This window comes from Streptomyces sp. R11 (genome assembly GCF_041051905.1).
GTDB lineage: Bacteria > Actinomycetota > Actinomycetes > Streptomycetales > Streptomycetaceae > Streptomyces.
The window spans coordinates 6,659,640-6,686,218 of sequence record NZ_CP163432.1; the positions used below are offsets into that span (position 1 = coordinate 6,659,640).

Genomic DNA, 26,579 nt, shown 5'->3' on the forward strand with positions numbered 1-26,579 from the left:
GCGGTCCTGCTTTTCAGGTCGCGAAGCCGGTTCAGCCGGCCTCGGCCGTGAGCACGCGGGGGAGGAGTTCATGCGGAAGATCGACGTGCATGCCGCAGAAGCAGCGCAGGGGCCCGACGCGTGAGCCGGGGGCACCCAGGTCGATCAGGAGGATGTCCGCGACTTCCCGGAGCACGTCTCGCGCCGGGGCACCTCTGGCGACGCGGATGCTGACCTCGTCCGGGTCCCAGACTGCGATGCTCGCCAGACCGTCCGTCACGGAAATGTGGACGCACACAACTGTCTCCCCAGGGATGCACTACGGCACGGAGTGATCCGCTCCGGGAGGTCAGCGGCTGTTTGATGGTACCGACGGCGGTCGGGTGCGTGCGGAGTTTCGTCATATTCTCCCGTCGCACCGGAAGCGCCCGCCCCACCCGGCACGCGCCCGCGGGCCGACCAGGTGGCCGAAAACGAGCCCCTGACCTCAGCCGATGCGGCTGACCTGAAGCATCGCCTCGGCGTCCTTCAGCAGCGCACGTTGACGTGCCTCCGGCAATTGCCGGTAAAGCTTGAGGAGTCGGGCCTCACGCTCGTCCCCGCTGGGTCCCGGCACAGGGCGGCCGACCGCCTCGAAGAACTCCCTCGGTGTCGTCCGTACGCCCCAGCGCCGGAACACCTCGACCATGGCCCGCAGCTTCTCCGGATCGATGCGTGAGGTGCCGCGGGTGCGGTTCATCCAGGCGTTCAGCGTCGGGTAGGAGATGCCGGCCTCGGCAGCCAGGTCCTTCTGTGTCCTGTCGGGCACCTGGGCCAGGAGACGTTCGAGCAGAGCCGCCAGGTCTTCGTCCTGGCGAGGGGGATCCTGGCCGGGATCCGGGTCTGGGTCTCCTTGACTGCTCTGCTGGATCGTCACGCATCGAGGATCCGGCATCAATATCTACAAGCGCAAGTAGATCGCAGATCGCTCCTGAGGGCGTCGGGAGCGCACGGGAGCATTGTGTGGGCGACCGCGCAACCGTACGCCCCCGGCCACCGCCGACCCCGCGCTTCTTTACGCTCCGTAGGTATCTTGACACTATCTGCATCTACATGAAGACTGTAGATGCCTCTGATGTGGATCGCGGCTCCTGGCGCGGACCGTCGCCGTGCGCCCGAAGAATCTACATCTACATGAATATTGAAGATTCGAGAGAAACGACTCGACGGGAGAACCGATCGTGTCCCTACCGGACAACGTCATCACCGCTCCGGGCGACCCGGAACCCGAGCTCGTCGCCCGGGCCCGCACGGGTGACCGGGAGGCGTTCGCGGCTCTGTACCACCAGCACTACCGGGTGGTGTACAGGTTCCTGCTGGTCCGCACGCACAACAGGCATCTGGCCGAGGACCTGACCCAGGAGGTGTTCACCCGCGCCTTACGGCGCATCGACGCCTTCACCTGGCAGGGCACGGCCTTCGCCGCCTGGCTGACCACCATCGCGAAGAACCTCTACCTCGACGAACTGGGCCGTGGCCGCACCCGGTTGGAGACCCCGGTCGCCGAGTTCGACGATCCCGGGGAGACCGGCCGGGACGCGGAGGCGCTCGCTCTTCGCGCGCTCGAGGCCGTCGAGGCCCACGAGGCGGTCCGTACCGCCCTGCACACCCTCAACGCCCAGCAGCGGCACTGCGTGCAGCTTCGTTTCCTCCACGAACTGACGCCGCAGGAGACGGCGTTGGCGATGGGCCGGAGCGTCGGTGCGGTCAAGACGCTGACCTACCGCGCCCTGCGCAAGCTGCGCCGGCCGCTCGGGGCGGTGTCCGTGTGAACAGCAACTTCCCGCACGCCGTGGGCGTGATCCGTGCGGCACTGGAGTCCCCCGGGGCCGACCGGGCGACCGCGGTCGCGCACGCGCTCGACACCGCCCGTCTCCTCGTCGATCCGGGGCGCTCCTTCGGCGTCGTACTGCATCGGACGTCGGACGGCGGCTGGTCGCCGGCGGCCCACCCGCTCACCGAGCTGGAGCGCAAGGCCCTGGCCTGGGACGCCTCCTGCGCGCGGGCACGCTCCGTCGCGCACGCCATCGAACGTCGGCTGGCCGGGCACGCAGGTCCCTCCGGCGTCCACGTGGACGGCGACCGGGTGCGGGTCGTGCTCCGCGTCGACGGCCCCCTCTCATGGGCCCGCTGGCGCGCTTACCTGGGCATTACGGCCGTCGGAGCGGGCGCCCGCCCGCACACGGTGGTCGGCGAGGGGGAGCGGGGCGGCGTCCGGGTGACTGCGGTGGCCCACGGCGCCACCTCGGTATCTCCGTCCACGGCTCCCGCGTCCGCCGCAGGCCCGTCCTCGGTGGCGTCCACTTCTGCGGCAGCCCCATCGGCGGCGCCGTCCGAGGCACCCCCGCCGGCGGCCCCCGCCTCCTCCGCGCCCGGACCGCACACGCGTCTCTTCCGGTTCGGCGGCCTCACCTACGACCTGGCGTTTCCGCAGCGCGACGCGCAGGGTGACGTCTGGTACTTCCAGGGCTGCCGGAGCCATGACGGGATGCCCCTGATGTCCCTGGACGGCCGGCCCGAGCGATGCTCCCTCGCCAACGTGGCGATTCATCTGGGGCCGTTGTCACCGGTCCGGTCCGGCTCACAGGACGCAGGCCGGGCGTTACCCCCGCCGGCTCCCTCGCCGGCAGTGCCGTCCGGATCGGTGTGCGGCCCGATCGGGCCGGTCGTATGACGCGCGGTGGGGCGGGTCCGTGGACCCGCGGCGAGGCGGGGGAGGACGGCGGCTCGCGGGTCTGGGAGGCGAGGGCAGCATGCGGGGAGCGGGACGCGGACCTGTGGTTCTCGCGCAGTTCCTGGCCGACGGCCGTCGCGATCTGCACGGTCTGTCCCGTGCTCGACCCGTGCCGGGCCGCCGTGCTGCAACGGGAGAGGGGCCTTCCCCGCTGCCGTCGCCAGGGCGTCGTGGCCGGGCTGACCGGCCCTCAACGCCATGACCTGGAGCGCACCGCGAACCTGCCGCGCCGTCAGGCACCGCCGACCGGTGAGCCGGCCGATCGCGCCGTACTTCTCGCCCCGGACGGGCCCCCGCGCACCCGGCGCGCCCCCTGCGGCACCCGCGCCGCCTACCAGCGGCACCTGCGCCGGGGCGAACCCGTCGACGAGGCGTGCCGCGCCGCCAACGCCCGGGAGGCCGGCCGCTATCGCCGTACCGGCTCCACTCGCGACCAGCGCGAGAGCGCCCGAGTCCGACACCGAGCCGGGTCGTCCGGCGACCCGAGCTGACACCCCCTCACCGCGACTGGAGTACTTCATGCCCTCGTCCCCGCCGGATCCCCTGCCCGACGAGCCCGGTACCGGCCACACCCGCGGCCCGGGACCACTCGGCCGCACGGCTGCCGCCCTGCTCCGAGTCCTGCGGTGCCACGGCAAGCCCCTCATGCGCAGGACCGGACCGCGCCACCGCCTCGGGCGCGACCTGGACGACTGCCGGCAGGAACGCGAGCGCTGGCAGCGGCACGCCGGCTCCTACGAGCGGGAGTTGGCCGATGCCCGGCGCGAATGCGCCCATCTCCTGGCCTGGCTGGCGGCGCTGCACCCAGCGACCGCCGTCCTCACGCCCGACGTCGGCTGCGGACCGGACGGCGCCCACCTGCTTCGTATCGAGGCCGGGGGGCGGCAGTTGTCCTGGCGGCTGTCACCGGCCGACGTGCCGCTGTTCGCACATGTCCCGTACGGGCATCCGGCCACCGGTGACGGTCCCGCGCCCCCGGACCGGACGGCCCACATCCGCCGGCACACCCGGCTGCTGGCGATGGAGGGGATCCTGTCGGGCGCCACGGCCGAGACATGGGCGGAGGTGATGCCTCTGCGGCCCGGCGAGCACTGAAGGCGCCCGGACGGCCGTCCCGGTGCCCCCGCGAAGACTCCGGTCGGCAGGCTCGGGAGGCAAGTCGATCGGATCCACCACGCCCCTCTGCTCCGACCATGGCAGGGGGGCGTGGCCCCGCCCATGGCACCCGGCGCCGCCGGGTACGGGGCCGCTACAGCCAGCCGGCGAACTCCAGCAACAGCTCCGCGTCCTGGGCCCGCCCGACCCGCCGCGCCCGCGCCCCCGACTCCACGGCCCGGAACAACGTCCAGCCCCGCAACCGCTCCTGGTCCACGTCCAGCGACTCCGCAAGCCGCTTGACCCGTCGCCGAGTCGTCGACGCACCCGACGGCGAGGCGATCAGATCCTCCACCCGGTCCCGCACCAACCGCGCCAGATCGAACGCGCACTCACCGACCACCGGATCCGGCCCCACCGCCAGCCACGGCATCCGCTCCCCGGCCAGCACCTTGCTCTGCCGGAACGTCCCGTGCAGCAACCGCCGCTCGGGCGGCGCGGCCAGCAACTCCTCGCGCGCGGCGAGCGCGGCGTCGACCAGCGGGGTCACCTCGGCATCCACCGCCGCGGTCGCCCGCATCGCGTCGGCCTGCCTGCCGGTCCGTTCGGCAACGGTCTCGAAGGGGTGGTCGCCGGGCGGCTCGACCCACAGCCGCCGCAGCGCCCCGGCTGCCTCCAGCAGCGCCTTCGCCTCGGGCAACGAGCGCACCGACACATCCGGATGCAGCCGCTCCAGCAACAGCACACCCTCGACAGGGGGCTCGTCGAGCAGCTGCACGGAGCCCACCCCGCCCCAGTGCGCCAGCGCCGCCCGCTCGCTCTGCGGACGTGCCCGCGGCGGGGCCAGCTTCAGCACAGCCGGGGTCCCGTCGGCGCGCCGCACCAGCACCACCAGGCTGCTGCGCCCACCCGGCATCTGCACCCGCTCAACGGTCAACTCGCGTAGCGCGACGGCCTGGTGGGCCGCCTCCGGCAGCTTCACCAACCAGTCGTCACCGTCCGGTGCCGTCTCACCGAGCGCCTTGACCAGACGCGGCGGCGGTTCGAAAGCCATGCGCGAGTAGTTCCCTTCAGATGCCGGTCATGCCGAGGGCGTCGGCGAGGGGGACGTCGTGGCCGCCCGCTCGGCGAGCCCAGGGAAGGCTACGCTCTCGCCCCGCCAGCGCACCGCCCGCACCGCCGCCTCCCGCAGCGCCTCGGCCGCAGTACCCCGCAGCTCACCCTCGGCCGCCCGCACCAGGTCGGAGTACACCCCGGCCATCCGGTCCTCCAGCCCGGCGGCGAAGCGGACGGCGGCGGGCGAGTCCGACACCGGGAACGGCAGCGCGTACGCGGGGCTCGCGGCGACCGGCTCGTCGCCGAGGTCGCGCACCTCGCGCGCCAGCGCGTCCCGCCGCGCCCGGTGCGCGTCGTAGGCCGCGCGCGCCTCCGAGCGCCGCTCCTGGCTGATCCGGCCGCCGACGACGCCGTACCCGTACACCGCCGCGTGCTCGGCGGCGAGCGCCGCCTGCAGGGCCTTCAGCTGCTCCTTCTTGCCGGAGTCGGTCACTTGGCCCCCTCGTTCAGCAGATACGCGTGTGCGGCCCCCGCCGCGGCCACCGAGGCCAGCAGCCGCGCCAGTTCGCCCGGCACGTCCAGCAACGCCTTGGCCCGCCGGTCCGCGAGCGCCCGCTCCGTGGCGGCGAGCTCGGCGAGGGCCGCCCTCTCGTCGAGGGGGACGGCGGCCGACGGCGACCCGGAAGGCGACGGTGATCCGGAAGATGCCGGAGACCCGGAGGGCGACGCGCTGTCCGACGCTTTTCGGCCACCCCCGAACGCCTCCGCATGCCGTACGGCCGCGGCCCGCAACGGCCCCAGCAGTTCCGCCAGCACGGGATGGGCGGCGAGGACCGCGTCGTAGCGCTCGACCAGCCCCTCGCTGTCCCCGGCCGCACGCGCGCGTGCCCGCTCGGCGACCGACGGGCTGCCGCTGGTGCCGCCGTCGGAGTCCTCGGAGCCGGACGAGCAGCCCACCAGCAGTGCGGCACCGGCGGCCGAGGCGAGCAGGGTTCTTCTGCGCGGTCCCGTCAGGGAGCGCGGCGGCGGGGGGTACGGCACGGCAGACGTCCTCGGGGAACTCGTACGGAAGGCGGCTGTGGAAGCGGTTACAGAAGTCAGCGGGCCGCAGGCCCGTGATCACCGTACCCGCGCAAGCGGACGGCACCACTCATCGGCACCGCTCGTGCGCAGGTGGACGGCAACAGTCCTCGCGACCCGATACCCTTTGACCAGACACGCGACCCATCCCACAACAGCACACGCGGCCGAGGAGTCACCCGGATGAGCACCACCCAGAGCGAGAGGCTGCGAGAACTACTGGAACCGCTCGTCAGCTCTCAGGGCCTGGACCTCGAAGAGATCGCAGTGGACTCCGTCGGACGCAAGCGTGTGCTGCGCGTGGTCGTGGACTCGGACACCGGTGCCGACCTGGACCGGATCGCCGATGTGAGCCGTGCGCTCTCGGCGAAGCTCGACGAGACGGACGCGATGGGCGAGGGGGAGTACACCCTCGAGGTCGGAACCCCCGGCGCGGAGCGCCCCCTCACGGAGCACCGGCACTACGTGCGCGCCGTCGACCGGCTGGTGAAGTTCCAACTGGCCGAGGGCGGCGAGCTGGTCGCCCGGATCCTGAAGGTCGACGACGAGGGCCTCGACCTCGAAGTGCCGGGAGTGAAGGGCCGCAAGGCCACCTCCCGCAGACTCGGCTTCGCGGACATCGACAAGGCGCGCGTGCAGGTCGAGTTCAATCGCAAGGACAGCAAGGACGAGAAGGAAGAGGAGGCGTAGCCGTGGACATCGACATGAGCGCCCTGCGGGGCTTGGTACGGGAGAAGGAGATCTCCTTCGACCTGCTGGTCGAGGCGATCGAGTCGGCCCTCCTCATCGCCTACCACCGCACCGAGGGAAGCCGCCGCCATGCGCGCGTGGAGCTGAACCGGGAGACCGGCCACGTGACCGTGTGGGCGAAGGAGGACCCCGAGGACCTCGAGGAGGGCCAGGAGGCCCGCGAGTTCGACGACACCCCGTCCGGCTTCGGCCGTATCGCCGCCACCACCGCCAAGCAGGTCATCCTGCAGCGGCTGCGCGACGCCGAGGACGACGCGACGCTCGGCGAGTACGCCGGCCGCGAGGGCGACATCGTCACCGGCGTGGTCCAGCAGGGCCGCGACCCCAAGAACGTCCTCGTGGACATCGGCAAGCTGGAGGCCATCCTGCCGGTGCAGGAGCAGGTCCCGGGCGAGACGTATCCGCACGGCATGCGCATCCGGTCGTACGTCGTACGAGTGGCGAAGGGCGTCCGCGGCCCGTCCGTGACCCTCTCGCGCACGCACCCGAACCTGGTGAAGAAGCTCTTCGCCCTGGAGGTGCCGGAGATCGCCGACGGATCCGTCGAGATCGCCGCCATCGCCCGCGAGGCCGGTCACCGCACGAAGATCGCCGTCCGGTCCACCCGCAGCGGTCTGAACGCCAAGGGTGCCTGCATCGGCCCCATGGGCGGCCGGGTGCGCAATGTCATGGGCGAGCTGAACGGCGAGAAGATCGACATCGTCGACTGGTCGGACGACCCGGCCGAGATGGTGGCGAACGCGCTGTCCCCGGCCCGGGTCTCCAAGGTGGAGGTCGTGGACATGGCGGCCCGCTCCGCGCGCGTGACGGTGCCCGACTACCAGCTGTCACTGGCGATCGGCAAGGAAGGGCAGAATGCCCGGCTCGCGGCCCGGCTGACCGGCTGGCGGATCGACATCCGGCCGGACACCGAGCAGGCCGGGGAATAGATCCAGGCCGCAGGTCGCTCAGATCACGTCACGTTATCGCGCGGCAACTGTTCGAATCCTGCCCCAAAGGGGTGAGGTCGCTACGGGGAGGTAGACTTAGGAGTGTCTGGCCGGACACGCGTCCGCGCATGCCCTGAACGCACCTGTGTGGGGTGCCGGGAGCGAGCGGCCAAGGCTGATCTGCTGCGGATCGTGGCGATCAAGGGCGAGTGCGTCCCTGATCCTCGCGGTACGCTGCCCGGCCGGGGTGCGTATGTACACCCCGCTCTGGTCTGTCTCGACCAGGCGGTGCGCCGCCGGGCGTTCACGCGGGCGTTGCGCGCCCCGGGAGCGCTCGACACAAAGGCGTTGCGCCAGTACGTCGAGCAGACAACAGTTGCTGAGCAGGCAACACCGTAAGAAGCGTCGCGCGGAACCCCCGCGCGGCCCTGGTACCCCGCGAGTTGGAAGTAGGTCGAGATTGCGATGAGCACTCGATGAGCACGCGATGAGTACGCCCATGAAGTAGCGACGGTCCGGACGCAACCCGGACCTAAAAGGAGCGAAGTGGCTAAGGTCCGGGTATACGAACTCGCCAAGGAGTTCGGGGTTGAGAGCAAGGTCGTCATGGCCAAGCTCCAAGAACTCGGTGAATTCGTCCGTTCGGCGTCTTCGACCATCGAAGCGCCCGTTGTCCGCAAACTGACGGACGCCCTCCAGCAGGGCAACGGAGGCGGCAAGCCCGCCCCCGCCCGCAAGGCTGCCCCGGCGAAGCCGGCAGCCCCCTCTCCCGCGCAGGCCGCCCGTCCGGCAGCCCCGCGCCCTCCGGCCCCCAAGCCGGCCGCCGCCGAGAAGCCCGCGGCTCCCGCCGCGCCGGCCGCTCCCGGCCCCCGTCCCACCCCGGGCCCGAAGCCCGCGCCGCGGCCTGCCCCGGCGTCCCCGGCTCCGACCACGCCCGAGTTCACGGCACCTCCGGCGGCTCCCGCCGCCCCCGCGGCCTCTCAGGGCCAGGGTCAGGGTCAGGGCTCCGCCCCGCGTCCGGGCGCCCAGCGTCCGGCCGGCCAGGCGCCGCGTCCCGGCGCTCCCCGTCCCGGTGGCCCCGGCCAGGGTGGCCAGGGCCGCGGTGACCGCGGCGACCGTCCAGGCGCTCCGCGTCCGGGTGGCGGCGCCCAGCGTCCCGGCGGTCGTCCGGCCGGTCCCCGTCCGGGCAACAACCCGTTCACCTCTGGTGGCTCCACTGGCATGGCGCGCCCGCAGGCGCCCCGGCCGGGCGGCGCCCCGCGTCCGGGCGGCCCGGGTGCCCCCGGCGGTGCCCCGCGTCCGCAGGGCCAGGGCCAGGGCGGTCCCCGTCCCCAGGCTCCGGGCGGCGCCCGTCCCTCGCCGGGCGGCATGCCCCGTCCGCAGGGCGGCGGCCCGCGTCCCGGCGGCTCCGGCGGCCCGCGTCCCGGTGGCGGCGGCCCCGGCGGCCCGCGTCCGAACCCCGGCATGATGCCGCAGCGTCCCGCTGCCGGCCCGCGTCCCGGCGGCGGTGGCCCCGGTGGCCGTGGTCCCGGTGGCGGCGGTCGTCCCGGTGGCGGCGGCGGTCGCCCGGGTGGCGGCGGCGGCTTCGCCGGTCGTCCCGGTGGCGGCGGTGGCGGCGGCTTCGCCGGTCGTCCCGGCGGTCCCGGTGGCGGCGGTGGCGGTTTCGCCGGTCGTCCCGGTGGTCCCGGCGGTGGCGGCGGTGGCCGTCCCGGCTTCGGTGGCCGTCCCGGCGGTCCCGGTGGCCGTGGTGGCACGCAGGGTGCCTTCGGCCGTCCCGGCGGTCCCGCCCGTCGTGGCCGTAAGTCGAAGCGGCAGAGGCGCCAGGAGTACGAGGCCATGCAGGCCCCGTCGGTCGGCGGCGTGATGCTGCCTCGCGGCAACGGACAGACCGTCCGCCTGTCGCGCGGTGCGTCCCTCACCGACTTCGCGGAGAAGATCAACGCCAACCCGGCGTCGCTCGTCGCCGTGATGATGAACCTCGGCGAGATGGTCACTGCCACGCAGTCCGTCTCCGACGAGACCCTCCAGCTGCTCGCCGGCGAGATGAACTACGTCGTCGAGATCGTCAGCCCGGAGGAGGAGGACCGCGAGCTGCTCGAGTCCTTCGACATCGAGTTCGGCGAGGACGAGGGCGGCGAGGAATTCCTCATGCCGCGTCCGCCGGTCGTGACCGTCATGGGTCACGTCGACCACGGTAAGACCCGACTGCTGGACACCATCCGCAAGACGAACGTCGTCGCGGGCGAGGCCGGCGGTATCACGCAGCACATCGGTGCGTACCAGGTCGCCACCCAGGTCAACGACGAAGAGCGCAGGATCACCTTCATCGACACCCCGGGTCACGAGGCGTTCACCGCCATGCGTGCCCGTGGTGCCAAGTCGACCGACATCGCGATCCTGGTCGTCGCGGCCAACGACGGCGTCATGCCGCAGACGGTCGAGGCGCTCAACCACGCCAAGGCGGCCGACGTCCCGATCGTCGTCGCGGTCAACAAGATCGACGTCGAGGGTGCGGACCCGACCAAGGTGCGCGGTCAGCTGACCGAGTACGGCCTGGTGGCCGAGGAGTACGGCGGCGACACGATGTTCGTCGACATCTCCGCCAAGCAGGGCCTCAACATCGAGAGCCTGCTGGAGGCCGTGGTCCTCACCGCGGACGCCTCGCTCGACCTGCGGGCCAACCCGGAGCAGGACGCGCAGGGTATTGCGATCGAGTCCCACCTCGACCGCGGTCGCGGTGCCGTCTCGACGGTCCTGGTCCAGCGCGGCACGCTGCGCATCGGCGACACGATGGTCGTCGGCGACGCGTACGGCCGTGTCCGGGCGATGCTCGACGACAACGGCAACAACGTCGAGGAAGCGGGTCCGTCGACCCCCGTCCTGGTCCTGGGTCTCACCAACGTCCCGGGTGCCGGCGACAACTTCCTGGTCGTCGACGAGGACCGCACGGCGCGTCAGATCGCCGAGAAGCGCGCGGCGCGCGAGCGCAACGCCAACTTCGCCCGCCGGGGTGTCCGGTTCTCCCTGGAGAACCTGGACGAGGCCCTCAAGGCCGGTCTGGTGCAGGAACTCAACCTCATCATCAAGGGCGACGCGTCCGGTTCGGTGGAGGCTCTCGAGTCCTCGCTGCTCCAGCTCGACGTCGGCGAAGAGGTCGACATCCGCGTCCTGCACCGCGGTGTGGGTGCGGTCACCGAGTCCGACATCGACCTGGCGACCGGCTCCGACGCCATCGTCATCGGCTTCAACGTCCGCGCTGCGGGCCGCGCGGCGCAGATGGCGGAGCGCGAGGGCGTCGACGTCCGGTACTACTCGGTGATCTACCAGGCCATCGAGGAGATCGAGGCGGCCCTCAAGGGCATGCTCAAGCCGGAGTACGAGGAGGTCGAGCTCGGCACGGCGGAGATCCGCGAGGTCTTCAAGTCGTCCAAGCTGGGCAACATCGCCGGTGTCCTGGTCCGCTCGGGCGAGGTCAAGCGCAACACCAAGGCGCGCCTCGTCCGCGACGGCAAGGTCATCGCGGAGAACCTCAACATCTCCGGTCTGCGTCGCTTCAAGGACGACGTCACCGAGATCCGCGAAGGGTTCGAGGGCGGTATCAACCTCGGCAACTTCAACGACATCAAGGTCGACGACGTCATCGCGACGTACGAGATGCGCGAGAAGCCGCGGGCGTAACAGCCGACGGTTTGTGCTGGCCGGCGGGACTTCGGTTCCGTCGGCCAGCGCGCCGTTTGCCGACCGGCACCCAAGCGCTTCGCTGGAAGTGCCGCGATATGCCGTCGTTCGTGTGCGGCACCATCGTGGCTGGTCGCGCAGTTCTCCGGGCCCCTTTCAGGCGCCGGCGAACCGCAGCGGAATGCGCCCGACCGGCTTGGGGGCGGCGCGACGGTCTACGGAGCGTAATATCCGTCGATCGTCCCGGCCCCTTCGTTGTACGGTTCTGATGTCCCTGCCCCACGGATGGCAGGGCCATCGATCCCGCACCGGCGGGTGAACCGGTTGCACATGTATGTGGGGACGCTGTCCTTCGACCTCCTCCTCGGCGACGTACGGTCGCTGAAGGAGAAGCGCTCCGTCGTCCGCCCGATCGTCGCCGAACTCCAGCGCAAGTACGCGGTGAGCGCGGCCGAGGTGGACCACATGGACCTCTACCGGCGGGCCGGGATCGGCCTCGCCGTGGTGTCCGGCGACGCCGGGCACCTCACCGACGTACTGGACCGGTGTGAACGGCTGGTCGCCGGCCGTCCGGAGGTGGAACTGCTGTCGGTACGGCGGCGGTTCCACGGCGACCACGACGACTGACGACCACAAGCCAAAGAACGCAGAAGAAAGAAAGAACGGGAGACGGACCAGTGGCCGACAACGCGCGGGCGAAAAAGCTGGCGGACCTCATCCGAGAGGTGGTGGCCCAGAAGCTGCAGCGCGGGATCAAGGACCCGCGGCTCGGCTCGCACGTCACCATCACGGACACCCGCGTCACGGGTGACCTGCGGGAGGCGACCGTCTTCTACACCGTGTACGGGGACGACGAGGAGCGCAAGGCCGCGGCTGCCGGACTGGAGAGCGCCAAGGGCGTGCTCCGCTCGGCCGTCGGGGCGGCTGCGGGCGTGAAGTTCACGCCGACCCTCACCTTCGTCGCCGACGCCCTTCCGGACACCGCCCGGACCATCGAGGACCTCCTCGACAAGGCCCGGCAGTCCGACGAGAAGGTGCGTGAGGTGTCCGCGGGCGCGAAGTACGCCGGTGAGGCGGACCCGTACCGCAAGCCGGGTGCCGAGGACGAGACGGACGGCGACACCGCGGAATGACGCAGAAGCACACCACGCCCGACGGCCTTGTCATCGTCGACAAGCCGTCGGGCTTCACTTCGCACGACGTGGTCGCCAAGATGCGCGGCATCGCCCGCACCCGCCGCGTCGGGCATGCCGGCACCCTCGACCCCATGGCGACGGGCGTCCTCGTCCTCGGCGTCGAGAAGGCGACCAAGCTGCTCGGTCATCTGGCCCTGACCGAGAAGGAGTACCTCGGCACCGTCCGTCTCGGCCAGACCACGATCACCGACGACGCCGAGGGCGAGATCACGGCGTCGGCCGACGCCTCGAAGGTCACCCGCGAGGCCATCGACGCCGGGATCGCCAAGCTGACCGGCGACATCATGCAGGTCCCCTCGAAGGTCAGCGCCATCAAGATCGACGGCGTGCGCTCCTACAAGCGGGCGCGTGACGGCGAGGACTTCGAGATCCCGGCGCGGCCGGTCACCGTCTCGTCCTTCTCGGTCCACGACGTGCGTGAAGCCGTCGCCGACGACGGCACCGCCGTCCTCGACCTGGTCGTGTCGGTGGTCTGCTCCTCCGGCACCTACATCCGCGCCCTGGCCCGCGACCTCGGCGCCGACCTGGGCGTCGGCGGCCACCTCACGGCGCTGCGCCGCACCCGCGTCGGCCCGTACAAGCTGGACTCCGCCAGGACGCTGGAGCAGCTGCAGCAGGAGCTGACGGTGATGCCGATCGCCGAGGCCGCCACGGCCGCCTTCCCGCGCTGGGACGTCGACGCCCACCGTGCCCGGCTGCTGACGAACGGGGTGCGCCTCGACATGCCCGACGAGTACGCGAGCGCCGGCCCCGTGGCCGTCTTCGCCCCCGAGGGCCGTTTCCTCGCGCTCGTGGAGCAGCACAAGGGCAAGGCCAAGAGCCTGGCCGTCTTCGGCTGAGGCACCGGGCCCACGGGCGCCGCTCGCCGCTGTCTGCCCGTGGAGCGGCGGTCACGGGGTAGTCCTCTGCCCGCCGCTCCACGGTCCCCCTCGGTTCCCCCACCCCTAGGGTGTATCCAACGACCCCCGCCTGTTCACCCGTCCGTGCAGGCGCTCGGAGTGAACCGAGGGAGCGGAAGGGGGCGCGTTCGCCGAGCGATCTTTCCCGCTGATCACTTCGCGCCTACCGTCGAAAAAACAGGGCGAGGGCGTATGGGCGTGTGGACGCACGGCGGGGAGGTTCGACGATGGCGGGACGAGGCCCGGGGGCGGGCGGCGACCGCCGGATGCCGGAGGGGACGCGGACGGCGGGAGACGCGTGGGGTACGCGCGATGCCATGCGGGGCGTTCGGGACCTGGGGGCGGCATCGGGTCCGTGGAGCACCACCGACGACCTGCCCGGCATCGGCCTGACCGAGACGGACGCCGGCACACAAGGCCCGGACGCGGGCGGGTCCTGCGCCGGCGAACGCCCGGATGGCGACGGGTTGGGCGCCCGTCCCCGTGACGAGGCCCTGGTCCGCATTCACGACCCGGCCGGTCGGCCCCGCGGCCTCGGCTTCGTGGCCGACCAACACGGCACGGTCGTCACCAGCCATGAGGTCGTCGACGGGCTGTCCGGACTGGTCCTGTACGCCGCCGCGTGCGGCCGAAGCTGTGTGGTGGACGCGACCGCGGTGACCCGGCTGCCGGCCCTGGGCCTGGCTCTCGTCCGCACCGAGGGCCTGGGCGTGGAGCCGTTGCCGGTGGCCGGGCGGGAGCGGATCGAGACCGGCGCGTACGTCCGCATCGCGGCCGGCGGATGGCGGGAGGCCCGGGTGCTGGGCGCGGCGGCAGTGACGTACCCGGCGACGGACCGCCTGCATCTCCTCGACGGCGCCCTGGAGTTGGCGATCGGCACGGCCGGCCGGGACGCGCTGCGGCTGGGTGGAGGGGCGGCCGGGGGACCCGTGCTCGACGCCGGCACCGGCGCCGTCGTGGGCGTCCTCGGCACGGCACTGCAGTCCGGCCACCGTGACGCCGTCTTCGCGGTGCCGCTGCTTCCACAGGCTCTCGGCCGCGCGCGGGCAGGGGAGACCGGACCCCCGTCCGACGGCCCGCTGGCCGAGCTGCTCGCCGAGAACGCGGCGACGGTGCCGGCGTACGGGGCCGACCTCAATCTGGCGGGCGTACTGGAACTGACGGCCACATCGGTCGGGCAGGACGGTCCGCCTGGGGCGCTGGCGGGCCATGTGGGCCGGGACGACGCCGGGGGAGCGGGAGCGGGGGCTCCGGTCGAACGGGCATCGGTGGCGGGGGAGTTCAGCGCCTTCGCCGCGAGCCGGGCCTCCGTACTGGGCCTGGTCGGGCGTCCCGGCACCGGCCGTACGACGGAACTCGCGGCCCTGGCCGCCCGCCGCAGCCGCGGTCCGCAACCGGCTCCCACGCTGTGGCTGCGCGGCGCCGACCTGAGGGACGACGACACCTCGGTGGCCGACGCGGCGCGGCGAGCACTGAACCGGGCGGCTCGCATCGTGGCGGCATCGGCATCGGCATCGGCATCGGCATCGGTATCGGTATCGGGATCGGTATCGGGATCGGTGTCGGGGCACGCCCCGGGCCAGTACTCCGCCGACCCCAGCACCCTGGGCGACACGAGCCCCGAACGGCTGGCCCACCTCGCCCGCGCCACCGGCCGGCCCCTCCTGCTCCTCCTGGACGGCCCGGAGGAGATGCCCCCCGTCCTGGCCCATGCCCTCACGGAGTGGACCGAGGGCACGGCGGAGTGGCTGCGGGAGACGGGGGCGCGGCTGGTGGTGGCGTGCAGGGCGGAGTACTGGGAGGGGGCGGGCGCCGAGTTCCCGGAGGAGCTGCTGTACGGCTTTGGTGAGCGGTCGGAGCGCGGGAGCTCCGGGCGGTTTCCGCCCTGCGTGCGGCTCGACGACCTCGACCCTGACGAGGCCCAGCTGGCCCGCGCCGGCTACGGCATCCCGGACGGCGTCCTCGCAGAACCCGATGCCCGACACCCCCTGACCCTCCGGCTCTTGTCCGAGGTGCGCGCCGCTCTGCCCGACGCCGCCACCGTCCCGGTCGACCGCGACGACGTCCTCTCCGCCCATCTCGACCTCATGTGCCTGCGCATCGCCGTCCGCCTCGCCGCCGGGAACGGCCTGCGCGGCACCGCCGTACGCCGCCTTGCCGCCAAGGTCTCCGGCCAGGTCCACGAGGCCGCCCGCCGCAGCCTCGGACCGGGCCAGGGGGAGCTGGACCGGGAGTCGTTCGAGGCGGTGTTCCCCTGGGGACCCGCCCCCGCGCGGCTCGGCGGCGCCACCGGCTGGGCCTCCGCCGTCCTCACCGAAGGCCTCCTCGTCCCGGCAGGCAACGGCTACCGCTTCGCCCACGAGGAGGTCGCCGACTGGATCCAGGGCATGCACCTCGATCTGGACGAGGCTCTGTACGCCCTGGTCCACCGAAGCCGGACCGACCCCGACGCCGCGCACCCCCTCCCCGTACCGCACCACCGCATCGGCCCCGTCGTCCAAGCCCTCCTGCTGCTCCCACGGCATCACGGGCACCGTCAACTCGCCCTCCGGCTGGAGGAGTTGACCGATGCGCTGGACGCCGACGGGCACTGCTGGTGGGCCGCCCGGCTCATCACCGAGACCCTGCTGCGCGTCCCGGACGCGACGCCGTACCAGGGCGTACTGCGCCTGATCACCGACCGGATCGTCGCCCGGCGCGGTCACGACAGCGGCGCACCGCCCGGGTTCGGACCCGACTTCTGGACGGCGCTGCCGCTCCCGGACGAGGAGCGCCTCGACCTGTTGCGCCGCCTCGTCCTCGCCGACGGCCCGCTGAGCGACGCCGAGGAGGCCCTGAACCCCGGGCAGGCCCGGCACCCCCGGTACCTGGACGCGGTGGCACGGCTCCTCGCCGCCGACCCCGCCGCCGTACAGCCTCACCTCACCCGCTGGTTCGACGACGACCGTCCGCTGCCCGCGACCCCGCATGCGACCGTCGCGCACGCCGCCCAGGCCCTGCTGCACACGCACCGCCACCGCGCCCTCGACGACCTCACCGAATCGCTCGTGGACAGCGCGCACCGCAAGGCCGACGAACTCCTCGCCGTCCTGTCCGAGGAGGAACCGTCCGCGATCTGCCGGGCCGTCGACCGCTGGGCGCACGACGAGCGGCCCGGGCGACGCGTCGCGGCGGCGGCGTACGGACTGCGCGTCGCGCCGCACGTGCGCACCGAGGCCGACCGCGAGTTGCTCCGCTACGCCGCCCTCGCCCTGCTCGCCCGGCCCGACGACTGCACTCTGCACGGCGGGGCGCTCGCCGTCCTCGTACTCGACCCCCGCACACGTGGCCTCCATCTCCCGCAGGCGCTGGCGCACTTCGTGGCATCCGACCCGCAGTTCCCGCCGGGCGCCCTCGTCGCCGCCCTCGGGACCCACCCCGACCAGGTCCTCGAAGCCTTCCGGGCGCGGCTGAGCCGGCCCGATGCCGGAGAGGCGCTGCGCACCCTGGCCGACGTCACCACGCCCGGCCTCGCGCGCCGGGTCGCCGCCCTCGTACGGGAGGCGGTACAGCGGTGCCCCGAGACCGCCGCGGACGTGGCCGCGTACGTCGACCGGCGCCTCGACCACGGCCCCAGTGCCCACGCCGTCCTCTTCCCGCTGGTCACCGGCCTGCTGGACGGCGGCACGGAACAGGTGCGGGTCGCCCTGGCCGCCGTACTCGCCACTCCCGGTACGCCCGACTCCGGGACAGCGCGGCGCGAGCTCCTGGATTTCCTCCTCGCCAACGAATACGCCCCGGCCGTACTCGACGCCCTCCTGCACGCCGCCGTCCGGTGCGGTGGCCACCGCCCGGGCGGCGGCCTGCGCGACCTCGTCCACCACATCGGCATGCTCCTGGTCCGCACCCAGGACGGCGCGGCCCGCTTCGACCGCGGCCTGGTCGACCTGGGCCGCCGCGTCCCCGGCTTCGCCGCCCAGGTCGCCGCCTGGCTGAGCGACACCCCACAGGACTGGGCGGCGGTGGTGGGCCCGAGCACCCGCCGGATGATCGAGAACCTGGCCGGCGTCCGAGTCCCCGCATGAATCCCGGGTTGTCACGTGCACCCGGTCACAGCACCCATGCCGATGCGGGCCAGAGGGGCCCGGCATGGCACCCTTAGACCTGCGTAAGACCGTATGAGCGAAGACGGACACCGGTTCGACGACTTTGCGACAAGGAGCAGGCACAGTGCAGCGCTGGCGTGGCTTGGAGGACATCCCCCAGGACTGGGGGCGCAGCGTCGTCACCATCGGCTCCTACGACGGAGTCCACCGCGGGCACCAGCTGATCATCCGGCATGCCGTGGACCGCGCGCGTGAGCTGGGCGTCCCCGCGGTCGTCGTCACCTTCGACCCGCACCCCAGTGAGGTCGTCCGCCCCGGCAGCCACCCGCCCCTGCTCGCCCCGCACCACCGGCGCGCCGACCTCATGGCCGAGCTGGGCGTGGACGCGGTGCTGATCCTCCCCTTCACGACCGAGTTCTCGAAGCTGTCGCCGGCCGACTTCGTCGTCAAGGTCCTGGTCGACAAGCTGCACGCCAAGGCGGTCGTCGAAGGCCCGAACTTCCGCTTCGGGCACCGCGCAGCGGGCAACGTCGAGTTCCTCGCCGAGCAGGGCAAGATCTACGACTACGAGGTCGAGGTCGTCGACCTGTACGTGACCGGCGAGGCCGGCGGCGGCGAGCCCTTCTCCTCCACCCTGACCCGGCGCCTGGTCGCCCAGGGCGACGTCGAGGGCGCCGCGGAGATCCTGGGCCGCCCGCACCGTGTCGAGGGCGTGGTCGTGCGCGGGGCGCAGCGGGGGCGGGAGCTGGGCTTCCCCACCGCCAACGTGGAGACCCTGCCGCACACCGCCATCCCCGCCGACGGCGTCTACGCCGGCTGGCTGCACGCCCAGGGCGAGGTGATGCCGGCGGCGATCTCCGTGGGCACGAACCCGCAGTTCGACGGCACCGAGCGCACGGTGGAGGCGTACGCGATCGACCGCGTGGGCCTGGACCTGTACGGCCTGCACGTCGCCGTCGACTTCCTCGCCTTCGTCCGCGGCCAGGCGAAGTTCGAGTCGCTGGAGGGCCTGCTGGAGCAGATGGCCCAGGACGTCAAGCGCTGCCGTGAGCTGGTGGCGGCCGCCGAGTAGCCACTCCTACGACGCCGAAGGGCGGCCGGTACCTCAGGGGTACCGGCCGCCCTTGGTTGTGCAGGGGCTACTGCTGCGTCCAGCCGGGCGGTACGGCGCCCTGCTGCGGATGCTGGCCCTGCTGCGGATCCTGCGGCGGCGGCGCCTGCTGTTGCCAGCCCTGGTCCGGCGCGGGCTGCTGCGGGGGCTGCCCCCAGCCCTGACCCGGCTGCGGGGCGCCGCCCTGCTGGGGGTACGGCTGCTGGGGCTGCTGCTGCGGGTGAGCGTAGCCGCCCTGCTGCGGGTGCTGCTGGTACTGCATGTTCGGGTTGCCGAAGCCCTGCTGCGTGCGCGCGATGTCCTCGGCGATGAGCGCGGCGAGGTCGAAGTAGGCCTCGCGGGTCTTGGGACGCATCATGTCGAGGTCCACCTCGGCGCCCGCCGAGAGGTGCTCGTCGAAGGGGATCACGACGACACCGCGGCAGCGGGTCTCGAAGTGCGCGACGATGTCCTCCACCTTGATCATCTTGCCCGTCTCGCGGACCCCGGAGATCACGGTGACCGAACGCTGGACGAGGTCGGCGAAGCCGTTCGCCGACAGCCAGTCGAGGGTCGTCGAGGCGCTGCTCGCTCCGTCCACCGACGGGGTGGAGATGATGATGAGCTGGTCGGCGAGGTCCAGCACACCGCGCATGGCGCTGTAGAGCAGACCGGTACCGGAGTCCGTGAGGATGATCGGGTACTGGCGGCCCAGCACGTCGAGCGCGCTGCGGTAGTCCTGGTCGTTGAAGGTGGTCGAGACCGCCGGGTCCACGTCATTGGCGATGATCTCGAGACCCGAGGGCGCCTGCGAGGTGAAGCGGCGGATGTCCATGTAGCTGTTGAGCTGCGGGATCGCCTGCACCAGGTCACGGATCGTCGCGCCCGTCTCGCGCCGCACCCGGCGGCCGAGGGTGCCGGCGTCCGGGTTGGCGTCGATCGCCAGGATCTTGTCCTGACGCTCGGTGGCGAGGGTCGCGCCCAGCGACATGGTCGTCGTGGTCTTGCCGACGCCGCCCTTGAGGCTGATGACCGCGATCCGGTAGCAGGACATCACCGGCGTACGGATCAGACCCAGCTTCCGCTCCCGCTCCGCCTGCTCCTTCTTGGCGCCGAGCTTGAAGCGGGACGGGCCCTGGTTGTTCTTGCGCGCCTTGGGCTGGTTGCGCAGCAGCCGGTCGGAGGACAGCTCCACGGCGGCGTTGTAGCCGAGCGGGGTGCCGGGCGCGGCTTGCTGCTGCTGGGGAGCGCCGGGGCCGGCCTGAGGTCCGGGCGGGGCGCTCCAGCCCTGGTTGCCCTGGTTGCCCGGCTGGCCGTAGGCGGCGGGGTTCTGCTGCGGCTGCGGTTGCGGCTGCTGCGGGGCCTGCTGCTGGGGCTGGGCAGGGGGCTGCTGCTGGGGTGCGGGCTGCTGGGGTGCGGGCTGCTGCGGCGCGGGCTGCTGGGGCTGGGCTGCCTGCGGGTAGCCGTAGCCGCCTTGCTGGGGCGGGTAGCCGTAGCCGGGCTGAGCGGGGTGCTGCGGGTAGCCGTATCCGTCGGCCTGGGGGTGCGTCGGCTGGGGCTGGGGCTGGGGCTGGGGCTGCGCGGGCTGCGGCTGGCCCGCCTGTGGCTGGCCGGCGTGCGGGGCCTGCTGCGGGTAGCCGTAACCGGCGGCCTGCGGGTGTCCGGGCTGAGGCTGTCCGGGCTGGTGCGCCTGCCGCGGGTCGGCGGGGACGGGCTGTCCGGCCTGCGCCGGGTATCCGGGCTGGACCTGGGGCTGAGCCGGGCCGAACGAGCCCTGGGCGGGGGGCTGGTGCGGAGGCTGACCCGGGTGGCCGGGCTGACCGGGGTGGCCAGGGTGGCCGGCCTGGTCCGGGAGCGGCTGGCCGGGGTGCGGGGCCTGCTGCGGGTAGCCGTAACCGGCGGCCTGGGCAGCGGCGGCGGCCTGCTGGTCGGGCTGTCCGGCCTGCGGCGGCATTCCCTGGGCCGGTTGCGCCGGCGTGAAGCCCTGGGGCAGCGGGGGGAGCGCCTGGTTGGGGTGGGGCTGGGCCTGCGGCTGCTCCGGGGCCTGGCCGGTGGGCTGGGCCTGCGGCGGCATGGGGGTCCGGCCGGCCGGCTGTGCCTGGGGCTGCGGTGCCTGGGCCGCGGGCGGCTGTGCGGGAGCAGTGGGCGCGGGCGCGGCGGGCGGGACCTCAACCTCTGCGTCCGGCTCCGCTTCCGGGGTGGCCGGGGACTCGTTCTGCGGCGCGGCCTGGGCGGGGGAGTCGGCGTCGGCCTGGACGTGGCGCTCCGGCTCGTCGCCCTCCGCTGCGGGCGCGGATCCGGCGGAGTCGGCCGACTCCACCTCGTCGCTCCGCTCCTCGTCCGCCTCTACGTCGTCGTCGGCATCGCCGAACAGGCGCGCGGCCTCGGCGTCGGCGGCGGCATGGTTGAGCTCGACCTCCGGCTCAGCCACGGGCTCCGCCACCGGCTGTGCGGGGGCAGGCTGCTCGGGTGCGGGCGCCGCCGGGACGCCTGCCGCCGGGGTGGCCGTCGAGGACGGTCCGCCCTGGGCGTCGGTGTCGATCGGGCGCAGCACAGGGAAGCCGGGGGCGCCGGGAGGTGGGGCGGGCGTGTGCTGTTGGGGCGCGACGGGAGGCTGGGCAGGCGTCTGGGGCTGAGGTGTGGCGGGGGGCTGGGCAGGCGTGTGCTGTTGGGGAACGCCGTAGCCGCCGGAGGTGTCCTGGCTCTGGCCCTGCTGGGGTACGCCGAATCCACCGGAGGTGTCTTGGCCCTGGCCCTGCTGGGGTACGCCGAACCCGCCGGACCTGTCCTGGCCTTGACCCTGCTGGGGGGCACCGGCGCCCGTCTGCTGGGGATAGCCGTATCCGCCGCCCGCGGGGCCACCCGGCGCGGACTGCTGCTGCGGAACGCCGAAGCCACCCGAGGTGTCCTGGCCCTGGCCCTGCTGGGGGGCACCGGCGCCCGTCTGCTGGGGATAGCCGTATCCGCCGCCCGCGGGGCCACCCGGCGCGGACTGCTGCTGCGGAAAGCCGTAGCCACCCGTGGCGGGGCCGCCCTGCTGGGGCGCGTTGGGCGTGCCCTGAGCCGGAGTCTGCTGGGCGGGCTGGGCCGGCTGCGCGGGCGGCTGAGGGATGCCCTGGGCCGGTGGCTGCGCCGGTCCGGGAGCGTAGGGAGCGGGACCGCCGGGCGGGCCGGTGGGCGACCCGACGGGCGCACCGGTCGGCGGTGGTGGCGATGGCGGACCGGAATCCTGCTGGCCACCCGCCGAGGAACCGCTTTGCGTACTTTGGGCGTACCAGGCGGGAGGTGTGTAGACGATTTCGAACTCGCCGGTGAGATCCACCTCGTGATCGTCCCCGTCCGAGGAAGGGCTCCCGCCGTTGTACTCGGACCGATCCCTGTTCACTGCTTGCCTCCTGGTCAGCCACTGCTGCTGAGCTGGTCGTCGTCGCGGCCGGGCGGACCGAGTGGCGAGTCCCACTCGACTGCGATCGTCACCGCACCACCAGAAGCCTAATCACTCGCATGGCGGGACGGAAAAGCCCCCATGGGCGCGGACGCTATAGCTCCGGGTGCGTGGGCGGAAGAGCCTCATGGGTGCGGACGGAAACCCCCCTGGGCTTGGCCTTGTTGGGCCCCGCCCAGGGGACGACGACCTGTCAGTCCATACGGCGGGCCACGCCGAGCAGGCCCGTCTCCGCGTCGGTGGGGTCGGTCATGACGAACTTCTGGTGCTTACGAGTGCACCACAGAGCGACGCCGTCGTGCAGGGTCGGCAGGTGCTGGAGCTGGTCCTCCGGGATGCCCAGGGTGTCCCGCACGGCCTCGGTCTCGTACGGCGAGATGCGCTGGATCCCGACCAGATGGGCCTGGGACAGCCAGCGCGGCGCGTGCTCGCTGACGAAGGGCAGTACCGTCACGACGGCCTGCCACGGCACGGACGTCACCCGACCGCGCGGCGGGCGGATACCGCAGTCCCGGAACAACACGACCGGACTGGACACGGACGGACCCTGCGCGGGCACCCGGCCCACCGGGTACACCGTCACGCATTGCTGGCCGCCGCCGGCCGCCTGGGCCAACTGCTGCCAGGCCTGCGGACGTCCGGTCTCGACGCCCACCCGCGCACCCGTCGCCGCGGCGCGCAGCGCCAGCACCTGGGCGAGCCACAGGCCACCCACTAGCACGACGTCGAAGGGGGTGGGGCGGGACAGCCCGAGCACGGCCGGCTGCGACTCCGGGTCGGTGCCGATGATCACGCCGTCGTCACCGAGCGGCATGCTGATCGCGGCGAGTTCGTCCGCGCTGACGACATGGCGGTTGCGGCGCGGCCCGCGCAGCCCGAAGCCGGGGCTGATGATGCGCCGTTGCTGCTGCTGCTGTGTCTCCGGCTGCCGGATGATCGGGATCATGCCGGTGTCGGTGGGGGAGGCCACGTGTGCCGGAGTGCGCCCGGGGGCCCGGCCCTGCTGCCCCGGGGGCATGGTCGCGGGGTGGGACATCAGTACGTACCTCCGAGCGGCAGAGTGGCGAGGGCTCCGGGAACCTGCTCCCGGTCGAGACGGACCAGACCGACCTTCGCGGTACTCGCGGCCCGCTCCAACTCCCGTCCCACCTGACCGAGTTCACTGTCACCACGGGCGGTGACACGGACGTGCCCGGTGAGGGAGACGCCGCGGTTGCCGGCCTTGCTCAGGGTCATGCTGAACGTCGTGGCGAGCAGGGGCAGCGAGGTGAGCCGCGTGACCAGCTCGGGCAGCGCCACGCCACCGTTGCCCAACTGCGGCCAGCGGGACACCCAGTACGTGGTGTGCCACCGGTCGTCGACCCGCCAGGTGCGGACCGCCTCGACCGTACGGCGCTGGGGAGCCCGGCCGTCCTGCCCGTGCTGCGCGTTGGCGCGCGGGTTCAGGCAGCTGGACGTCGCGAGCGCCTGCACCAGCTCGGTCTCGTCCAGGATCGTCGCCTTGAAGCCGGCCCCGGCCAGCCGGCTCGCCAGCTGGTCCGCCACGCGCAGCAGCGCGCGCTGCGCACCGGGGACACCGTCGCCGCGGGCCTGAACGGCCTCCGGGCACAGCTCCGGGTCGAGCTTGAGGGCGACCCAGGTGAGCCGGAGCGCGGGGGAGCCGGCCTGCGCCTGGAGCGGGCCGTAGGAGCGCGCGGCGAGCGACTGCTGCGGCAGGTGCGGCGCGGGCGCCGGCTGGGTGTGCTGCACGACCTGCACGGAGGCGAGCCGGATCCCGTCGACCTCCAGGGCGTCCTGGATCAGCCGCAGCGGCAACTGCCGTCCGGCGGCGGCGGGGCGCAGCGGCTCGTCGGCCGGCTGCACGAAGAGGACGGCGGTCAGGAAGGTCCCGTCGCCGATCATGCCGATCGAGCGGTCGTCACGGGACACGAACGAGTACGTCCGCAGGGCGGGGTCGCACTCCACGACCGGCGCCAGCATCGCGTCCGTGCCGGGCGGCACGGGCTGCTTGGCGTCGCGTCGACGCTGCCTGAGCGCGCGTGTCGTCTCGTACCACTCGGGCAGCGGACGGCGGCCCCGGCGCAGTACGGCCAGGAGCAGCAACAGCGCCGCCACGGCACCTGCCGGGGCCAGCAGCCAGGACGCGTCGGCGGCCCAGGCGGCCACCATGACCGCCGCCGCGAGCTCCACCAGGATGAGCTGCTGCAGCCGTACCGGACCGAGGCCGCCGGGGCGGGGCAGCGTGCGCGGCGATGCGGCGACGGGCGCGGCCGGAGCGGCGGACGTACGTCTGCCGCCCGGACCTCCCTGTTGCTGCGGTGCGCGGCGTCCGCGCCGAGTGCTCGTAGCGCTGCTCATCCCCCGGGACATCCCTTTCGCGAAGTAGTGGCCGTCGGTCGGGCGGGATCCGCTGTCCGGGATCCCCGCGACGGGCCAGGGGCACCGATGGCCCACAACATCCATGCGGGTGGCTCACGGTACCCGCTGCACAACACCAGGCGACACAGGGGACACCCAAACCCCAGGTGGTCACCCTGTCATGGACCGGCCCCGCATGGTGGAGCGCTGTGGTGAAGCTCTGTGAAGATGCGGGGGCGGCCGCGTACCTGATGGATCGTGGCCGCGTGGCGCAAGGCATAGTAGGTGCCTGCGCGGGTGCCTGCGTGGCTGAACGGGCCTTGCGAGGCGGCCGAATCGGCCTTGCAAGACGGCCGAACCGGCCTTGTGGGACCGGCCTTTCGAGCGCGATCGAGCATCACCAATGCTCGATCGGGCGTCACCAACGCGCTTGAGCACACAACCGCGATCGAGTCTCACATCACGATCGAGCATCACAAACGGGAGAAACGGGGACCATGGCAAAGCAGCGTCGGGATGAGCTCGCCGCCTACACGTTCGCTCGCAAGCGCACCGTCGCAGCGTTCCTGGCGCCGTCGCCGGGCGGATCCGAAGAGGGCGCGCCGCGTCCCGTTCGTACCGTGATGCCCAGTCTCGCGGTGGGCGTGGTGCTGGTCATCGGCTTCATCGCGTGGGGCGTGATCAAGCCCGCGGCACCCAAGGGCTGGGACACGCCGGGCGAGTACATCATCGTCGACAGCGACTCCACGACGCGCTACGTCATCCTCAACGACGAGGCGTCGAACGGCGACAAGACCAAGACGCTGCACCCGGTCCTCAACTACGCGTCCGCCAAGCTCCTGCTCGACAAGGGCAAGGGCAGCGTCATCGAGGTCCCCGGCAAGGAGATCGACAAGAGCGGCATCCCGCACGGCGCGACCCTGGGCATCCCGTACGCCCCCGACCGGCTGCCCGCCAAGGGCGACGCCGAGGAGGAGAAGACCTGGGCGGTGTGCGAGCGGCCGGCTCCGGGGTCGGCCAACGCCATCGACCGCGCAGTCTTCGTCCTCGACAAGGACGACGCCAAGTCGGTCAACAACGCGGGGAAGGTCGGCACGAGGAAGGCCCTGTACGTCGTCGACTCCAAGACCAAGCAGGAATACCTGATCGACGGCAAGGGAACCCGCTTCCTGCTGGGGCGCCCGGACCTCGACGTCACCACCATGGAGAAGCTGCGCGCCGCCGTCATCGGTGGTGAGGCCGAGCCGCAGTCGGTGAGCCAGGAGTGGCTGCGCACCTTCAACAACGGCGGTGTCCTCACCTTCCCGACGGTCCCTGAGGCCGGCTCGGACACCACGGTCCAGGGGCTTCCCGCGGAGGCGAGCACGGTGGGCAGCGTGCTCAAGGCGAACGACGCGGGAGGCGAGCGGTACTACGTCGTCCTCAAGGACGAGATCGCGGCCATCACGCCTCTCGTGGCCGACCTGCTCAAGCTGGCGACCGGGGCGGACGCCCGCGAGGACATCGTGGTCAGCACCTCGGACATCATCGACGCCAACGGCGGCCGGGCGGACACCTTCTACCAGGACAAGGGCTGGCCCCAGACCGTTCTGGCGCAGGCCAACTCCACCGACGCGGCGAGCGGCGAGGCCCGCACCACCTCGTGCAGCGTCTACAAGGGCGGCATCGGCGCGGACAAGAAGCCGCAACTCGCGGCCTGGGCCGGAACGGCGTACCCGAAGAAGGTCATCGCCGACTCGCTGGGTGCCTACGTCTCGTCCGGCTCAGGCCTGCTCTTCCGCGAGATCGCCGGTGCGGAGGGCGGTGGCGGCAGGGTGTACCTGCTGACGGACACCGGCCTTCGCTATTCCCTGCCGGCGAACAACGACAGCGGCGCGAAGGAAAGCGGCAGCGGTTCCGCCGCGTCGGCCGCGAGCGGGACGTCGCAGGGCGACGCGAGCGAGACGGACAAGGCGCGGACGCGGCTGGGCTACGAGGACGTCTCCGCCAACATGGCGATCGTGCCGCAGACGTGGGCGACGTTCATCCCGAAGGGGCCGATGCTGGACACGGGGAGTGCGGCGCAGCCGCAGAGTCAGTGACGTGATGGTGGTGGGGTCCCGGGGTCCGGGACCCCTTCCGTTCCGCCGGGTCGGGAGGCGGCTCGGGGGCGCCGTCTGCTGGGGC

22 protein-coding genes are annotated in these 26,579 nt (G+C 72.7%); 14 read left to right on the forward strand and 8 right to left on the reverse strand.

Translation table 11 applies throughout. From position 1 onward, the window contains the following. Positions 1–31: 31 nt before the first annotated feature. Both AB5J55_RS30790 and AB5J55_RS30795 read right to left on the reverse strand, forming a co-directional pair. A complete protein-coding gene (locus AB5J55_RS30790; RefSeq protein ID WP_369273741.1) occupies positions 32–277 on the reverse strand; it encodes a hypothetical protein in 246 nt (81 codons plus the stop codon). A 189-nt stretch (positions 278–466) separates the two neighbouring features. Further along, on the reverse strand, positions 467–895 hold the full coding sequence (locus AB5J55_RS30795) for a helix-turn-helix domain-containing protein (protein ID WP_369273742.1): 429 nt from the start codon (positions 893–895) through the stop codon (positions 467–469). Positions 896–1,199: 304 nt separating this feature from the next. On the opposite strand from AB5J55_RS30795, the gene AB5J55_RS30800 reads away from it, so the two are divergent. The 4 genes from AB5J55_RS30800 to AB5J55_RS30815 are packed head-to-tail and all read left to right on the forward strand — an operon-like array spanning position 1,200 to position 3,847. Next, a complete protein-coding gene (locus AB5J55_RS30800; RefSeq protein ID WP_369273743.1) occupies positions 1,200–1,790 on the forward strand; it encodes a sigma-70 family RNA polymerase sigma factor in 591 nt (196 codons plus the stop codon). Next, positions 1,787–2,692 carry a BN159_2729 family protein gene (locus tag AB5J55_RS30805; RefSeq protein WP_369273744.1) on the forward strand — a complete coding sequence of 302 codons (906 nt, stop codon included), beginning with the start codon at positions 1,787–1,789 and terminating at the stop codon, positions 2,690–2,692. Before AB5J55_RS30800 ends, AB5J55_RS30805 begins: the two co-directional genes overlap by 4 nt. Further along, a complete protein-coding gene (locus tag AB5J55_RS30810) occupies positions 2,689–3,243 on the forward strand; it encodes a WhiB family transcriptional regulator (protein ID WP_369273745.1) in 555 nt (184 codons plus the stop codon). Before AB5J55_RS30805 ends, AB5J55_RS30810 begins: the two co-directional genes overlap by 4 nt. Before the next feature lie 28 nt (positions 3,244–3,271). Further along, on the forward strand, positions 3,272–3,847 hold the full coding sequence (locus tag AB5J55_RS30815; RefSeq protein ID WP_369273746.1) for a hypothetical protein: 576 nt from the start codon (positions 3,272–3,274) through the stop codon (positions 3,845–3,847). A gap of 154 nt (positions 3,848–4,001) precedes the next feature. Here the strand turns inward: AB5J55_RS30815 and AB5J55_RS30820 are convergent, their stop codons facing one another. Genes AB5J55_RS30820 through AB5J55_RS30830 form a run of 3 tightly spaced genes read right to left on the reverse strand, consistent with a single transcriptional unit; the run spans position 4,002 to position 5,944 of the window. Then, entirely contained in the window at positions 4,002–4,901 is a 900-nt protein-coding gene (locus AB5J55_RS30820) for an aminoglycoside phosphotransferase family protein (protein ID WP_369273747.1), read from the reverse strand. Between the two features lie 27 nt (positions 4,902–4,928). After that, complete coding sequence (locus tag AB5J55_RS30825) at positions 4,929–5,396, reverse strand: ferritin-like domain-containing protein (RefSeq protein WP_369273748.1); 468 nt, start codon at positions 5,394–5,396, stop codon at positions 4,929–4,931. Then, a complete protein-coding gene (locus AB5J55_RS30830; RefSeq protein ID WP_369273749.1) occupies positions 5,393–5,944 on the reverse strand; it encodes a hypothetical protein in 552 nt (183 codons plus the stop codon). Before AB5J55_RS30830 ends, AB5J55_RS30825 begins: the two co-directional genes overlap by 4 nt. A gap of 222 nt (positions 5,945–6,166) precedes the next feature. On the opposite strand from AB5J55_RS30830, the gene rimP reads away from it, so the two are divergent. The 9 genes from rimP (at position 6,167) to AB5J55_RS30875 (ending at position 18,592) form a co-directional block, all read left to right on the forward strand. Beyond that, positions 6,167–6,673, forward strand: a complete 507-nt coding sequence (rimP, locus tag AB5J55_RS30835) for a ribosome maturation factor RimP (protein WP_369273750.1) — start codon at positions 6,167–6,169, stop codon at positions 6,671–6,673. A gap of 2 nt (positions 6,674–6,675) precedes the next feature. After that, positions 6,676–7,662 carry a transcription termination factor NusA gene (nusA, locus tag AB5J55_RS30840; RefSeq protein WP_328422777.1) on the forward strand — a complete coding sequence of 329 codons (987 nt, stop codon included), beginning with the start codon at positions 6,676–6,678 and terminating at the stop codon, positions 7,660–7,662. 102 nt (positions 7,663–7,764) lie between these two features. Then, the gene (locus AB5J55_RS30845) at positions 7,765–8,061 is read left to right on the forward strand and encodes a YlxR family protein (RefSeq protein ID WP_369273751.1); all 297 of its coding nucleotides are present in this window, start codon (positions 7,765–7,767) and stop codon (positions 8,059–8,061) included. A 147-nt stretch (positions 8,062–8,208) separates the two neighbouring features. Beyond that, the gene (gene infB, locus AB5J55_RS30850; RefSeq protein ID WP_369273752.1) at positions 8,209–11,340 is read left to right on the forward strand and encodes a translation initiation factor IF-2; all 3,132 of its coding nucleotides are present in this window, start codon (positions 8,209–8,211) and stop codon (positions 11,338–11,340) included. Between the two features lie 330 nt (positions 11,341–11,670). After that, positions 11,671–11,967 (forward strand): DUF503 domain-containing protein, encoded by a 297-nt coding sequence (locus tag AB5J55_RS30855; RefSeq protein ID WP_369276344.1) that lies wholly within the window; start codon positions 11,671–11,673, stop codon positions 11,965–11,967. Positions 11,968–12,017: 50 nt separating this feature from the next. After that, the gene (gene rbfA, locus AB5J55_RS30860; RefSeq protein WP_301996511.1) at positions 12,018–12,473 is read left to right on the forward strand and encodes a 30S ribosome-binding factor RbfA; all 456 of its coding nucleotides are present in this window, start codon (positions 12,018–12,020) and stop codon (positions 12,471–12,473) included. Then, positions 12,470–13,375, forward strand: coding sequence for a tRNA pseudouridine(55) synthase TruB (truB, locus tag AB5J55_RS30865; RefSeq protein WP_369273753.1), 906 nt, complete (start codon positions 12,470–12,472; stop codon positions 13,373–13,375). Before rbfA ends, truB begins: the two co-directional genes overlap by 4 nt. Before the next feature lie 287 nt (positions 13,376–13,662). After that, positions 13,663–17,499 carry a trypsin-like peptidase domain-containing protein gene (locus AB5J55_RS30870; protein ID WP_369273754.1) on the forward strand — a complete coding sequence of 1,279 codons (3,837 nt, stop codon included), beginning with the start codon at positions 13,663–13,665 and terminating at the stop codon, positions 17,497–17,499. A gap of 145 nt (positions 17,500–17,644) precedes the next feature. Next, positions 17,645–18,592 (forward strand): bifunctional riboflavin kinase/FAD synthetase, encoded by a 948-nt coding sequence (locus AB5J55_RS30875; RefSeq protein WP_369273755.1) that lies wholly within the window; start codon positions 17,645–17,647, stop codon positions 18,590–18,592. Between the two features lie 67 nt (positions 18,593–18,659). On the opposite strand, the gene AB5J55_RS30880 is transcribed toward AB5J55_RS30875, so the two are convergent. The 3 genes from AB5J55_RS30880 to eccE all read right to left on the reverse strand — a co-directional run bounded on the left by AB5J55_RS30880 (position 18,660) and on the right by eccE (position 24,413). Next, positions 18,660–21,995, reverse strand: coding sequence for an SCO5717 family growth-regulating ATPase (locus tag AB5J55_RS30880; protein ID WP_369273756.1), 3,336 nt, complete (start codon positions 21,993–21,995; stop codon positions 18,660–18,662). Between the two features lie 253 nt (positions 21,996–22,248). Beyond that, positions 22,249–23,091, reverse strand: coding sequence for a hypothetical protein (locus tag AB5J55_RS30885; protein WP_369273757.1), 843 nt, complete (start codon positions 23,089–23,091; stop codon positions 22,249–22,251). Then, entirely contained in the window at positions 23,091–24,413 is a 1,323-nt protein-coding gene (eccE, locus tag AB5J55_RS30890; RefSeq protein ID WP_369273758.1) for a type VII secretion protein EccE, read from the reverse strand. The genes AB5J55_RS30885 and eccE overlap by 1 nt, the downstream gene beginning before the upstream one ends. Positions 24,414–24,910: 497 nt before the next feature. Between eccE and eccB the strand changes: the two genes are divergently transcribed. Further along, complete coding sequence (gene eccB, locus AB5J55_RS30895) at positions 24,911–26,494, forward strand: type VII secretion protein EccB (RefSeq protein ID WP_369273759.1); 1,584 nt, start codon at positions 24,911–24,913, stop codon at positions 26,492–26,494. The last annotated feature ends 85 nt before the right edge of the window (positions 26,495–26,579 follow it).